Genomic DNA, 13,491 nt, shown 5'->3' with positions numbered 1-13,491 from the left:
GAAAGCGCTGCTTCGTCCGGCTGGGAAAAGCTCGGCGATCAGTATCTGATCCCGTGTTTGGCCTCCCCCCGGTGCGTGCTCCCAATCAATATGACCGATCAGAAATCGGGCGAGCGCGTCGTCAGTATCCTCGTCCACGGTTTTCCAGTCTGAGCGTTGCGAATGGTTCGAGTAGTCGGCGTCATTCGATTCGGTCTGACTTGACCGGTTCATAGACCATACAGGGTCCTATCTAGCTGCATGAATACCCAAGAGGCGAAGATCGTCCTCGAGACTGCCTTGATCTGCGCGCAGGAGCCGCTGAAACTCGCCGAGTTGCGCAAGCTTTTCGCCGACGATATCTCGGCCGACACGGTTCGCACCTTGCTCGACGCCCTGAAGCAGGATTGGTCGGGACGTGGCGTGGAACTTGTGTCGCTTGCGTCCGGATGGCGGTTTCAGAGCAAACCTGCAATGCGGGCCTATCTCGATCGGCTACACCCGGAAAAGCCGCCCAAATATTCGCGGGCCGTACTCGAAACGCTCGCGATCATTGGCTACCGGCAGCCTGTGACGCGTGGCGACATCGAAGAAATTCGCGGTGTCACGGTGAACACGCAGGTCGTGAAGCAACTGGAAGACCGCGGCTGGATCGAGGTGATCGGTCATCGCGACGTGCCGGGCCGGCCAGCGCTCTACGCAACGACCAAGCAGTTCCTGGATGACCTGGGCTTGAGCGCGCTGGATGAACTGCCCGCACTCGACAACCCGTCGGCGCAACTGGAAGCTTCGTTGCTCGCGCAGCATGCAATCGATTTCCCCGGCGACGATGCCGCCGCAATCGGTGCCGCGTTGGTGCAAGGGCTGGAATCGAAGGGTGGACCCGCTTTGCTGCCGGACGCTTCGAGCGCGGACGCATCGCCGTCATCGGCGCTTTTGTCCGACGTTGACGAGGCCACAACCACGACGGTTATCGCCAAAGAAAAGCCGGATGGCGAGCAAGGAACGGTTACTCACGTTTCCGGGCCTGATACGTCGGACGCGTCGAACACGTCGGACGCATTCCCGGGCGCGACCACGCATGAGGAGACTCAGTCGCTGTATTCGCAGGAACCCGTGGCGGCCGAAGCAGTCCATCCGGAAGATGAACCATTTTTGCATTCACAAGCCGGCGCTGACGAGCCTGTGAACGAGAAGAACGCCGATGCGCGAACGAACGCACCGGGGCAATTCGAACCGCCACAAGCGGTGTCCCTGACCAGCTCGGAACCGCTCGAAGCGGTTGCAGATATTAGCCGGGACCCATTACAAGCAACGCCCGGCGACGCGGTCAACCGTCGCGAGGCGGCGCCGGATGCCGGCGCATTGACAAGCGACGCTGCGCGACACGCCTTACCGCGCGCCGCAGATGAATCCGATAGCGCTGACAACGCGAATACACCGGATTCATCGAAGCTATTCGACGCATCGACTGCGCCGGACGAATCAAACGAAACCGACGAATTCAACGCACCGGACGACCAGACTGCGCGCCGCGCCTGAGGCCTGTTTGCCCGAACCTTCATTCGGCTGCTAATCCACCATCGGCCGGATTTTTTGACGCGCCTGCGACGGGCGCGCGACCCGACATAATTGAGGTTGTTTTGACACATTCCCACGACAGCGATTCGCCCGAATCCGAGCGCCCCGTTCGTGCCGATGAAGCACATGGCCAGGCCGATGCAGGCGAACGCACACGCAACGACGAACCCGCCGAGGGCGAAGACCGTCCGCGTCGCGGCTTGCGGCGCGGGCCTCGCAGCCTGATCGCCCGCCGTCGCGCCGTCGCCAAGACGAAGGGCGCCGACGGTGCGTCGTCGTCCGCTGCGCCGGCTGGCGTGATCGCTGAGACACCCCCGGATGGCGTGGTCGCGGCGCAAGTGCGCATGCCGCGCAAGGATGCAGGCTCACGTGGGCCGCGCAACGGCGCGGGTAGTGGGGACGGCGCACGGGCCGGGTCGGCGGCCAAGCCCCGCGTTCCGCGTGAAGGTTCGGCTGAAGGTGCTCGCGAGGGCCAGGCGCCGCGTGAGGCACGCGAGCCACGCGAGCCACGTGAAGGCGGCCGTCGCCCGGCGCGGCAGGCTCAACAACCCGGACAAGCTCAAAAGCGCGGTCGCCGCGACGACCAAGCAACACCGGCAATGCCGGCTGCAGCAACCGCCGCGGCCGGTACCGAGGACGACGTTTTCGCATACGTGACATCGCCGGCGTTCGACGCCGACAACACCTCGGGCGACCTGCGCGCTCCCATGTTGCGTCGTGGCCGGCCCGCCCCGCAAAAACGCGTGCTCGAAGCGGACGACGATACGCCGAAGCTGCACAAGGTGCTCGCCGAGGCAGGCATGGGCTCGCGTCGCGACATGGAAGAGTTGATCGTGGCCGGCCGGGTGTCGGTGAATGGTGAGCCGGCGCATATCGGCCAGCGCATCATGCCGACGGACCAGGTCCGTATCAACGGCAAGCCGGTCAAGCGCAAGCTCGCGAGCAAGCCGCCGCGCATCCTGCTGTATCACAAACCGACAGGCGAAATTGTCAGTCACGCCGATCCGGAAGGCCGTCCTTCTGTCTTCGACAACCTCCCGCCGATGAAAACGGCCAAATGGCTTGCGGTCGGACGGCTCGACTTCAACACCGAAGGGTTGTTGCTGCTGACTACGTCGGGTGACCTGGCCAACCGGTTCATGCATCCGCGTTATAGCGTCGAGCGTGAATATGCGGTGCGCGTGGTAGGTGAATTGTCGGAAGGCATGCGTCAGAAGTTGCTGCACGGCGTGGAGCTGGAAGACGGTCCGGCGAACTTCCTGCGTATCCGCGATGGCGGCGGTGAAGGCACGAATCATTGGTATCACGTGGCGCTGGCTGAAGGCCGCAACCGCGAAGTGCGCCGCATGTTCGAAGCGGCCGGCCTCATGGTGAGCCGGCTGATTCGTACCCGGCACGGCCCGATCGCGTTGCCCAAGGGGCTCAAGCGTGGCCGTTGGGAAGAACTCGAAGACAACGAAGTGCGTGGCCTCCTGGCGTCGGTCGGACTCAAGGCGCCGGTGGAAGAGCGGGGCGCGCGTAGCGCCGCACCGCGCATTCAGCCCGATCCGCTGCAAACGTCGATGGGCATTATCACGCGTGAGCCGGTGCTCAGTTCGCACGGCCGTTTCGCCCAGACGACGCCTACACGCGGCGGCCCTGGTGGCGCGGGCGGCCGGCGTGGCGCACCCGGCGGTTTTGGTGGCGGTTCCGGTTCGGGCGGTGGTTACGCAGGCAACGGCGGCAGCGGCGGTGGTTATGGCGCGCGCGGCAGCAATGGCGGCCGGGAAGCAAACGGCAATCGTGCGGGCGGCGAAGCGAATGGCAACCGCGCGATCCCGCGTCCAGGCGGCTCCGCTGGCGGTCCGCGCGGCAGCCGTCCGCCCGGTTCGCCTGCCATGGGTAGTGGCAATGGTGCAGGCGCACGTTCGGCAAACGGCGGCGGCAAGCGCCCCGGCCCGGGAGGCCGCCAAGGCCCGGCCGGTGCCGGCGGCGCACAAGGTAATGGCGGTAACGCGGGAGGAGCCGCCCGTGGCGGCGCTCGCCCGGCACCGCGCAACCGGACGCGCGGACGTTAAGTTCAGGTGCCGCGTTTTCGAGCACTAGTGTGTGTTCGAAAACGCGGTACGTGAGCCGTACGGACGGGGTGGGGCCTGCGGACAATCGGATCGCTCGCTTGGCCCACTCGTCCATTAAATTCAGCACGATGACTTTAGCCTCGGGGAAAGACCGGCAAAGCGTGACGAATGCTTTCGATTTGCCTTGTAAATGGCCGTCATATGGCTATATACAGGGCGCATTGGTTGCGTTTATCCCGAAAAATGGCTAAAATCACGAAGTCGCTGGGCATGGTGTTTGTTTCGCCGCCCGGATGTGATCTCGGTACAGAAGGATGGGCGTTGCGCCCATTTTTTTTTGGCCGTTCGGTTCAGCATCTTGGGGCAACGAAAGTGCGCCAGCTCAAGGCGCGGTCCGCAGGTGTTCGGCGTGGAGCGCGCGAACATCTTGGAGTCTTTCACTGTGCAACTGACGGAAATCATCGAAACCACGGTCTCGGGCCTGGGCTACGAACTTGTCGATATCGAGCGCGCGGGGGGCGGTTTGCTGCGTATCTCCATCGACCAGCCCGCCGGCATCGCGATTGAAGACTGTGAGAAAGTCACACGTCAGCTTCAGTATCTGTTCGAAGTGGAGAATATCGATTACTCACGGCTCGAAGTCGGGTCGCCGGGTCTCGATCGTCCGCTCAAGAAATTGGCGGATTTCGAACGCTTCGCAGGCAGCGAAGTCACTATCACATTGAAGAAGCCGCTGGACGGGCGCAAGTCGTACCGTGGCATCCTGCATGCCCCGGACGGCGAGTCGATCGGTTTGGAATTCGAAGGGAAGGACGGCGGCGCTGCGATGCTCGATTTCACGCTCGCAGACCTCGATAAAGCACGTCTCGTCCCCAAAGTTGACTTTAGGAGCCGCAAACAATGAGTCGCGAAGTTTTGATGCTGGCGGATGCGCTGGCGCGCGAGAAGAACGTCAACAAGGACGTGGTGTACGCAGCGCTCGAAGCAGCGCTTGCTTCGGCAACGAAGAAGCTGTTCGAGGAAGACGTGGACATCCGCGTGGCAATCGACCGTGAAAGCGGCGAGCACGAAACCTTCCGTCGCTGGAAAGTGGTGCCGGACGAAGCCGGCCTGCAGGAACCTGACCAGGAAATCCTGCTGTTCGAAGCGAAGGAAGAGAAGCCAGACGCGCAAATCGATGAATACATCGAGCAACCCATTCCGTCCATCGAGTTCGGCCGGATTGGTGCGCAGGCTGCCAAGCAAGTCATTCTTCAGAAGGTTCGCGACGCTGAGCGCGAACAGATCCTGAACGACTTCCTCGAACGCGGCGAAAAGATCATGACCGGCGCGGTGAAGCGCCTGGACAAGGGTAATTTCATCGTCGAATCGGGTCGTGTGGAAGCGTTGTTGCGCCGCGACCAGTTGATTCCGAAGGAAAACCTGCGGGTCGGCGACCGGGTTCGCGCCTACATCGCGAAGGTCGACCGTACGGCACGGGGTCCGCAGATCGAACTCTCGCGCACGGCGCCCGAGTTCCTGATGAAGCTGTTTGAAATGGAAGTGCCGGAAATCGAGCAGGGCCTGCTCGAAATCAAGGCGGCCGCGCGCGATCCTGGCGTGCGTGCGAAAATCGGGGTGATTGCTTACGACAAGCGCATCGACCCTATTGGTACCTGCGTCGGGATTCGCGGTTCGCGGGTCCAGGCGGTGAGAAATGAGCTCGGTGGCGAGAACGTCGACATCGTGCTATGGTCAGAGGACCCCGCTCAGTTCGTGATCGGCGCGCTCGCGCCGGCTGCCGTACAGTCGATCGTCGTGGATGAAGAGAAACACTCCATGGACGTCGTCGTTGACGAGAACGAACTTGCGGTTGCCATTGGCCGCAGCGGCCAGAACGTGCGTCTTGCCAGCGAATTGACCGGCTGGCAGATCAACATCATGACGCCGGACGAGTCCGCGCTGAAGCAGAACGAAGAGCGTGGCACATTGCGCGGCCTGTTCATGGCGCGACTCGACGTTGATGAAGAAGTGGCCGACATTCTCATCGACGAAGGCTTTACCAGCCTTGAAGAGATCGCGTATGTGCCGCTCAACGAAATGCTCGAAATCGAAGCCTTCGACGAAGACACTGTTCACGAGTTGCGTAACCGCTCCCGTGATGCGCTTCTGACGTTGGCGATCGCGAATGAAGAGAAGGTCGAGGGTGTGGCGCTCGACCTGAAGAGCCTCGAAGGTATGACCGACGAGTTGTACGCGAAGCTCGAAGAACATCAAATCCGGACACGCGACGACCTCGCGGAGCTGGCTGTGGATGAACTGGTCGAGATGACCAGTATTGAAGAGGATGCCGCTAAGGCGTTGATCATGAAAGCACGTGAACACTGGTTCCAGTGAGAAATGACCATGGCGCACTGACATATCGCGGCCGTTAGGCCGCATGACCCCGATCAAACAGCAGGGAATTTGTCCTTGCATCAAGAGGAATGAATGGCGAGTAACAACGTAGCCCAATTTGCCGCGGAACTCAAAATGCCTGCGGGCGTCCTGCTCGAGCAGTTGCAGGCGGCTGGCGTCACGAAAGCGAGCGAGGATGACGATTTGTCCGAGACGGACAAATCGCGCCTGCTCGAACACTTGCGGAAGTCCCACGGTTCCGCCGATGCCGACAAACGCAAGATCACTTTGACCCGCCGGCATACGTCGGAAATCAAACAGTCCGACTCTACGGGTAAAGCTCGCACCATTCAGGTCGAGGTCCGCAAGAAGCGCGTGTTCGTGCAGCGCGATCAGAGCGGTGTTGAACAGGTCGTTGAAGGTGCGAACCACGTCGAAGAAGACGAAGTGGACGAAGCCGAATTGCAGCGTCGCGACGAAGAGGCGCGTCACGCGGCCGAATTGCTCGAGAAAGAAGCGCTGGAGTTGAAGGAACGCCAGGAACGCTTTGAGCGCGAAGAGGCTGAGCGGGTCGCGCGTGAAGCGGCTGCTGAAGCCGAGCGCCGCCGTGCCGAGGAAGAAGAGGCGAAGCGTGCTGCCGCTCAGGCGGAAGCCGCGGAAATCTCGCGTGCTGCTTCTACAGCGCGTAAGGAATCCCGCACGGAGTCGAAGACGGAACAGGTCGCTGACGAACCGGTGAAGGCTGAAGTCGTGGCGCCTCAGGTCGACGAGAAGGCTGCCGCCGAGCGTGCCGCTCAACGCGAAGCCGCGAAGAAGGCGGAAGACGCCGCGCGCGCCGCGACCGAAAAGGCGCGTGCCGAGCACGACCAGATCGCGAAACGCCGTGCAGCGGCAGAAGCCGAAGCGCGTGCTATCCGCGAAATGATGAATACGCCGCGTAAGGCTCAACAGGCGAAACCGCCTGAGCCGTCGCCCGCCGTCGTGGCTGCCGCCGCGGCAGCAGCTGCGGCCGCCGCCAAGGTGGCGGAAGGCGCGAAGGCTGCGGAAGCCAAGGGTACGCTGCACAAGCCGGCACGGCCGGAAGGTTCGGCGCCGGCACGTCCCGCAGTCGCGAAGAAGCCGGCTGCAGGTGCACCGGCGGCCACCACGCCGTCGTTGGGACCGGACAAGAAGAAGGCCGGTGGCAAGAGCAGCTGGCAGGACGATGCAGCCAAGCGCCGCGGTATCAAGACGCGTGGCGACACCAGCGGCGGTGTGGATCGCGGCTGGCGCGGCGGCCCGAAGGGTCGTGGCAAGCATCAGGATCAGACCAACTTCCAGGCGCCGACGGAACCGGTGGTGCGGGAAGTGCACGTGCCGGAAACCGTGTCGGTGGCGGATCTGGCGCACAAGATGTCGGTGAAGGCGTCGGAAGTCATCAAGGTGATGATGAAGCTCGGCCAGATGGTCACGATCAACCAGGTGCTGGACCAGGAAACGGCGATGATTGTCGTCGAAGAACTGGGTCACAGCGCGGTTGCGGCCAAGCTGGACGATCCGGAAGCGCTGCTCTCCGAAGGCGAAACGCAGGAAGAAGTGGGCGAACGCCTGCCGCGTCCTCCGGTCGTCACGGTCATGGGTCACGTCGACCACGGCAAGACCTCGCTGCTCGATTACATTCGCCGCGCGAAGGTCGCGTCGGGCGAAGCGGGCGGGATTACGCAGCACATTGGCGCCTATCACGTGGAAACGCCTCGCGGCGTGATTACGTTCCTGGACACGCCGGGTCACGAGGCCTTCACGGCCATGCGTGCCCGCGGTGCAAAGGCAACGGACATCGTGATCCTGGTGGTCGCAGCGGACGACGGCGTGATGCCGCAAACGAAGGAAGCCATCGCTCACGCGAAGGCGGGTGGCGTGCCTATCGTCGTGGCGATCAACAAGATCGACAAACCGGGTGCTGCTCCTGAGCGCGTGAAGCAGGAACTGGTTGCCGAAGGCGTCGTGCCGGAAGAATACGGTGGTGATTCGCCGTTCATCGAAGTGTCGGCGAAGACGGGTGTTGGCATCGAAAGCTTGCTGGAAAACCTTTTGCTGCAAGCTGAAGTGATGGAGCTGAAGGCGCCTATCGATGCACCTGCCAAGGGTCTCGTGATCGAAGCGAAGCTCGACAAGGGCAAGGGTCCGGTTGCGACCATCCTGGTGACGTCGGGCACGTTGAATCGCGGCGACATCGTGCTGGCGGGTTCGGCCTTTGGCCGCGTCCGGGCCATGCTCGACGAAACCGGCAAGCCGATCAAGTCGGCAGGTCCGTCGATTCCGGTCGAGATTCAAGGTTTATCGGAAGTGCCGGGCGCGGGTGAAGAAGTCATGGTCCTGCCGGACGAACGCAAGGCGCGCGAAATCGCGTTGTTCCGTCAAGGCAAGTTCCGCGACGTCAAGCTCGCGAAGCAGCAGGCAGCGAAGCTTGAAAACATGCTCGAGTCCATGACGGAAGGCAACGTGCAGAACCTGCCGTTGATCGTCAAGGCCGACGTGCAAGGTTCGCAGGAAGCGCTGGTGCAGTCGCTGCAAAAGCTGTCGACCAACGAAGTGCGCGTGCAGATCGTGCACAGCGCGGTCGGCGCGATCAGCGAGTCGGACGTCAACCTGGCAACGGCATCGAAGGCGGTCATCATCGGCTTCAACACGCGGGCCGATGCTCAGGCGCGCAAGGTGGCGGAGTCGAACGGTATCGACATCCGTTACTACAACATCATCTATGACGCTGTAGATGAAGTTAAGGCGGCCATGTCGGGCATGCTGGCGCCGGAGAAGCGCGAAGTGATCACGGGTATGGTGGAAGTGCGCCAGATCATCCGTGTGCCGAAGATCGGTGCGATCGCGGGTTGTATGGTCACCGACGGTGTGGTCAAGCGGAACTCGATGGTGCGTGTACTGCGCAACAACGTGGTCATTCACACCGGCGAGATCGATTCGCTCAAGCGCTTCAAGGACGACGCGAAGGAAGTGCGTCAGGGCTTCGAGTGCGGTATGTCGCTGAAGAATTACAACGACATGCTGGAAGGCGATCAGTTCGAGATCTTCGAAGTCACCGAAGTCGCGCGTACGCTGTAAAAGATTCACCGCTGGACTCGAGGGCGGAGGGGGCTTCACGCCCGCTCCGCCCTTTTTATTTGCCTGAGCGACCTCGCGCATGAGTCCGGCGCATACAAATTTATGGAAACATCATGGCCAAGAAACGTACTTCACCCAACCGCAATGTGCAGATCGCGGATCAGATCCAGCGCGATCTCTCCGAACTGGTGCGCGATGTCAAAGATCCGCGCATTGGCATGGTGACGTTTCAGAGCGTCGAACTGACGCCTGATTACGCGCACGCGAAGGTGTATTTCACGACGCTGACCGGCGATCCGAAGGAAACGGAAGCCGGGTTGAATCACGCGGCGGGGCATTTGCACAATCTGCTGTTCAAGCGTCTGCATATCCATACCGTGCCGACGCTGCATTTCCACTACGACCAGACGGTCGTGCGGGCGGTGGAAATGTCGAAACTGATCGATGAAGCGAATTCCACGCGCGCGAAGGACGACGAAGTAGACAACGCCGTCGAAGAAGAAAACAAAGCCGACGACGAGAAGGGCGCCTGATCGATGAACGGTTCTACCCGCCCGAAGATCCCGCGTCGTCTGCTGGATGGCGTGTTGCTGCTCGACAAGCCGCTCGGACTGTCGAGCAATGACGCGCTGATTCGCGCCAAGAAAATCTATCTCGCGAAGAAGGCCGGGCATACCGGCACGCTCGATCCGCTTGCGACGGGTTTGCTGCCCTTGTGTTTCGGCGAAGCGACCAAGTTTTCGCAGGATTTGCTCGAAGCCGATAAAACCTATGAAGCGACCATGCGTCTCGGCGTGCGCACAACCACGGGCGACGCCGAAGGTGAAGCGCTGCAAACACGCGATGTAACCTGCGACGAAGCCGCGATCCATGCTGCCATGGCGCACTTTCGCGGTGAAATTGCGCAAATTCCGCCGATGTATTCGGCGCTCAAGCGCGACGGTAAGCCGTTATACGAGTACGCACGCGCCGGGCAGACGGTCGAGCGCGAAGCGCGCAACGTGACCATCCATGCGCTTGATCTGATCGCGTGCGCGTTGCCGGATGTGACGTTTCGCGTGACATGCAGCAAAGGCACTTACGTGCGGACGCTTGCCGAGGATATGGGTGAGACGCTGGGATGTGGCGCACATCTGGTTGCTCTGCGACGAACCGGAGTGGGTGCGTTGACGCTCGAACACGCGGTCACGCTCGACACGCTTGCAGAAGCGGCGCCCGCCGAGCGCGATAGCTGGCTGCAACCGGTGGATGCGTTGTTGTCGACGTTCCCGGCCGTTCATCTCGACGCCGATGCCACGCGTCGTTTCGTGCAGGGGCAGCGGCTGAAGTTATCGGATATTGCGGATGCACCCGCTGAGGCGGACCGCGTGCGTGTCTACGCGCTCGACGACAAGCGTCTGCTCGGTGTCGCGCGAGCGGGTGAAGGTGTGTTGGCGCCGGAGCGGCTGGTGGTATCGGCGGCTTGAAGATTGGCCGAAGGAACAAAAAAAACGCCACGAAATTTCGTGGCGTTTTTTATTACAGATCAAACAAGCTTCAATGCGCCGCCGAAGCCGCAGCCGCCGAATCTCCGCCGCCGGATCTCTCCGGTTTCGTGATCCAGATCAACGCGATCAGCGCGACGAAAATTCCCGCCGATATATAGAACAAGTCGTTCACACCCAACTGCGCGGCCTGCTGCGTGGCCATGCTGTTGAAGAGCCCATAACCCTGCGACTGGCTGAAGCCGGCCGCACCGAACTGCTGCATGGAAGCAGTGAAGTTCGGGTTATACAAATTGGCCTGCTCCACGAGTTGCGCGTGATGAATATTCGACCGATGGTCCCAAGCAGTCGAAAAAATCGATGTGCCAATACCGCCGCACATGATCCGCACGAAGTTCGACAACCCCGATGCCGCTGGAATCCGGCTTCCCGGCAGCCCGGACAGCGTGATCGACACGAGCGGGATGAAAAATCCAGCCATGCCGATACCCTGGATCAAGGTCGGCATCATCAGCGAGAAGGTATCGACGCCGGTGGTATAGCGCGAGCGCATCCAGAACACGAGCGCGAACACGAGGAACGCGGCGGTTGCGATCTTGCGAGGATCGATGCGTGGCAGGAATTTGCCCACCACCGGCGAGAGCACGACGGCAAACAGGCCGACTGGCGCAAGCACGAGGCCGGCATCGGTTGCTGTGTAGCCAATGTCGGTCTGCAACCACAGCGGCAGCAGCACGAGATTGCCGAAGTACAGGCCATAACCAATCGCGAGCGCGATCGTCCCGCCGGTGAAATTGCGCAGCTTGAAGAGTGACAGGTCGACGACCGGATGTTCCGCCGTCAGCTCCCACACGATAAAAAACGCCAGCGCGATCACGGCGATCAGCGTCAACACCACGATAGTGGTCGAGTTGAACCAGTCGAGATCCTTGCCCTTGTCGAGCATGATCTGCAGCGAGCCGACCCATAACACGAGCAGACTGAGACCCACGGTATCGATAGGCGCCTTGCGAATCACCGAATCACGATCGCGGAAGATCACGAACGTAGCAATGGCCGCGACGAACCCCACCGGAATGTTGACGTAGAAAATCCACGGCCAGGAGATGTTGTCCGAGATCCAGCCGCCGAGGATTGGCCCGGCGACTGGCGCGATCAGCGTGGTCATCGACCACATGGAGAGCGCCATCGGCGCTTTCGCCCTGGGATAACTCGCGAGCAGCAAGGTTTGCGAGAGCGGGATCATCGGGCCGGCGACCGCGCCTTGCAACACGCGCGCGGCGAGCAGGAACGGCAGGGTCGGCGCGAGCCCGCACAGCCACGAAGCGAGCACGAACAAGATGATCGACGTCATGAACAGGCGTACCTGTCCAAAGCGTTGCGTGAGCCAGCCGGTCAGCGGCACCGAGATCGCATTGGCGACCGCGAACGACGTGATCACCCACGTGCCCTGATCCGACGATACCCCGAGGTCACCGGAGATCGACGGAATGGACACGTTGGCAATCGACGTATCGAGCACGTTCATGAACACCGCGAGCGACACCGCGATCGTGCCGATCACGAGTTTCGCGCCCTCTAGCGGCGGATGAACGGCGTTTGGTTGAGACATAGGACGGTTCCGGGAAAACTTGTGCTGGCGCTTACATCAGCTTGGCGAGATCTTGCTTCGTCGCCGGCTGCACGTTGTCCTTCGACGTCTTTTGCGCGCTGCCTGCACCGGTCCCCGGGACCGAACCGCCTTCGTTCGCTTCGATAATGCGAGCGATCTCGGCGTCGGCCTGGTCGCCGTACTTGGCGAACACGTCGGTCTGATACACAGTGTTCGGCGCGGTGCCGAGCTGGCCGCCGTTCTCGTCCTTGATCGTCACGTCCACGTTCATCGACAAACCGATGCGCAACGGATGCTTCTCAAGTTCCTGCGGGTCGAGTCCGATCCGCACCGGCAGACGCTGCACGACCTTGATCCAGTTGCCGGTCGCGTTTTGCGCCGGCAGCAGCGAGAACGCCGAGCCCGTGCCTGCCGAGAAGCCGATCACCTTGCCGTGGAACACGACGCCGGAGCCGTACACGTCGGCGGTGAGTTCAACCGGCTGGCCAATGCGCATATGCGTGAGCTGCACTTCCTTGAAGTTGGCATCGACCCATACGCCGTTCAGCGGCACGATCGCCATCAGCGGATTGCCCGGCGAGACGCGCTGGCCGACCTGCACCGAACGTTTCGCGACGTAACCCGTCACCGGCGCCGGCATGGTGTTGCGTGCATAGTTGATGTACGAATCGCGGACCTTCGCGGCAGCGGCGAGCACGTTCGGATGGCTCGCGATAGTCGTGTTCGAGGTGAGCGAACGATTCGACTGAAGCTCTTGCTGCGCGGCGTTGAGCGAGGCTTGCGCGCCCCGCACGGCATCTTTGGCGTGCGAAATTTCTTCGCCCGAGACGGCGCCCGTCTGCGCAATCATCATGCGGCGGCGCAAGTCGTCCTGTGCACGCGAGAGATCCGACTGACGCAGCGCGACTTGCGCCGCGTACTGGTTGTCGTTGACGAACAGCGTGCGCACCTGACGCACCGTCTGCGCGAGATTCGCTTCGGCGGAATCGAGCGCGACCTTGGAGTCGGCGGGGTCAAGCACGACGAGCGGGTCGCCCATCTTCACGGTTTGCGTGTCGTCGGCGTTCACCGAGATCACCGTGCCGACCACTTGCGGCGTGATCTGCACGATATTGCCGTTCACGTAGGCGTCATCCGTGCTTTCGTGGAAACGCGCGATCAGGAAGTAGTACAGCCCGTAAGCAATAGCCGCGATGATCACGACCAGCACGATCAGGCTCATCAGTACCCGGCGCTTGGTGTTGTTGGTTTTGGGCGCCGGCGCTGCTGCGGCGTTTTGTTGAGGGTCGCTCATGAATGGCTCCGT

9 protein-coding genes are annotated in these 13,491 nt (G+C 61.8%); 7 read left to right on the top strand and 2 right to left on the bottom strand.

Annotated elements, in window-relative coordinates:
- Positions 1-240: 240 nt before the first annotated feature.
- The 7 genes from scpB (at position 241) to truB (ending at position 10,555) form a co-directional block, all read left to right on the top strand.
- Positions 241-1,521: an SMC-Scp complex subunit ScpB gene (scpB, locus tag ACSQ36_RS11665; RefSeq protein WP_436182018.1), complete on the top strand. Its 1,281-nt coding sequence runs from the start codon at positions 241-243 to the stop codon at positions 1,519-1,521.
- A gap of 101 nt (positions 1,522-1,622) precedes the next feature.
- The gene (rluB, locus tag ACSQ36_RS11660; protein WP_436182017.1) at positions 1,623-3,617 is read left to right on the top strand and encodes a 23S rRNA pseudouridine(2605) synthase RluB; all 1,995 of its coding nucleotides are present in this window, start codon (positions 1,623-1,625) and stop codon (positions 3,615-3,617) included.
- 442 nt (positions 3,618-4,059) lie between these two features.
- A complete protein-coding gene (rimP, locus tag ACSQ36_RS11655) occupies positions 4,060-4,521 on the top strand; it encodes a ribosome maturation factor RimP (protein ID WP_047898052.1) in 462 nt (153 codons plus the stop codon).
- The gene (gene nusA / locus ACSQ36_RS11650) at positions 4,518-5,993 is read left to right on the top strand and encodes a transcription termination factor NusA (RefSeq protein ID WP_213761667.1); all 1,476 of its coding nucleotides are present in this window, start codon (positions 4,518-4,520) and stop codon (positions 5,991-5,993) included. The genes rimP and nusA overlap by 4 nt, the downstream gene beginning before the upstream one ends.
- Positions 5,994-6,086: 93 nt before the next feature.
- Positions 6,087-9,089: a translation initiation factor IF-2 gene (gene infB / locus ACSQ36_RS11645; protein ID WP_436182016.1), complete on the top strand. Its 3,003-nt coding sequence runs from the start codon at positions 6,087-6,089 to the stop codon at positions 9,087-9,089.
- A 113-nt stretch (positions 9,090-9,202) separates the two neighbouring features.
- Positions 9,203-9,622: a 30S ribosome-binding factor RbfA gene (gene rbfA / locus ACSQ36_RS11640; RefSeq protein WP_436182015.1), complete on the top strand. Its 420-nt coding sequence runs from the start codon at positions 9,203-9,205 to the stop codon at positions 9,620-9,622.
- 3 nt (positions 9,623-9,625) lie between these two features.
- The gene (gene truB / locus ACSQ36_RS11635) at positions 9,626-10,555 is read left to right on the top strand and encodes a tRNA pseudouridine(55) synthase TruB (RefSeq protein WP_213761664.1); all 930 of its coding nucleotides are present in this window, start codon (positions 9,626-9,628) and stop codon (positions 10,553-10,555) included.
- Positions 10,556-10,625: 70 nt separating this feature from the next.
- Here the strand turns inward: truB and ACSQ36_RS11630 are convergent, their stop codons facing one another.
- Together ACSQ36_RS11630 and ACSQ36_RS11625 are read right to left on the bottom strand one after the other, a co-directional pair.
- Positions 10,626-12,185 (bottom strand): DHA2 family efflux MFS transporter permease subunit, encoded by a 1,560-nt coding sequence (locus tag ACSQ36_RS11630; RefSeq protein WP_213761663.1) that lies wholly within the window; start codon positions 12,183-12,185, stop codon positions 10,626-10,628.
- 31 nt (positions 12,186-12,216) lie between these two features.
- Positions 12,217-13,479 (bottom strand): HlyD family secretion protein, encoded by a 1,263-nt coding sequence (locus tag ACSQ36_RS11625; protein WP_436182014.1) that lies wholly within the window; start codon positions 13,477-13,479, stop codon positions 12,217-12,219.
- Between the last annotated feature and the right edge of the window lie 12 nt (positions 13,480-13,491).

The organism is Caballeronia sp. LjRoot34 (assembly GCF_964253815.1).
Lineage (GTDB): Bacteria > Pseudomonadota > Gammaproteobacteria > Burkholderiales > Burkholderiaceae > Caballeronia.
The sequence above is the reverse complement of the archived record's forward strand: the minus strand, read 5'-3'. Positions and strand labels throughout refer to the sequence as shown.

Excerpts from the sequence above, each read along its gene's own strand:
- scpB (WP_436182018.1), top strand. The coding sequence starts at position 241 with ATGAATACCCAAGAGGCGAAGATCGTCCTCGAGACTGCCTTGATCTGC.
- nusA (WP_213761667.1), top strand. The coding sequence starts at position 4,518 with ATGAGTCGCGAAGTTTTGATGCTGGCGGATGCGCTGGCGCGCGAGAAG.
- infB (WP_436182016.1), top strand. The coding sequence starts at position 6,087 with ATGGCGAGTAACAACGTAGCCCAATTTGCCGCGGAACTCAAAATGCCT.
- rbfA (WP_436182015.1), top strand. The coding sequence starts at position 9,203 with ATGGCCAAGAAACGTACTTCACCCAACCGCAATGTGCAGATCGCGGAT.
- truB (WP_213761664.1), top strand. The coding sequence starts at position 9,626 with ATGAACGGTTCTACCCGCCCGAAGATCCCGCGTCGTCTGCTGGATGGC.
- ACSQ36_RS11630 (WP_213761663.1), bottom strand. The coding sequence starts at position 12,185 with ATGTCTCAACCAAACGCCGTTCATCCGCCGCTAGAGGGCGCGAAACTC.
- ACSQ36_RS11625 (WP_436182014.1), bottom strand. The coding sequence starts at position 13,479 with ATGAGCGACCCTCAACAAAACGCCGCAGCAGCGCCGGCGCCCAAAACC.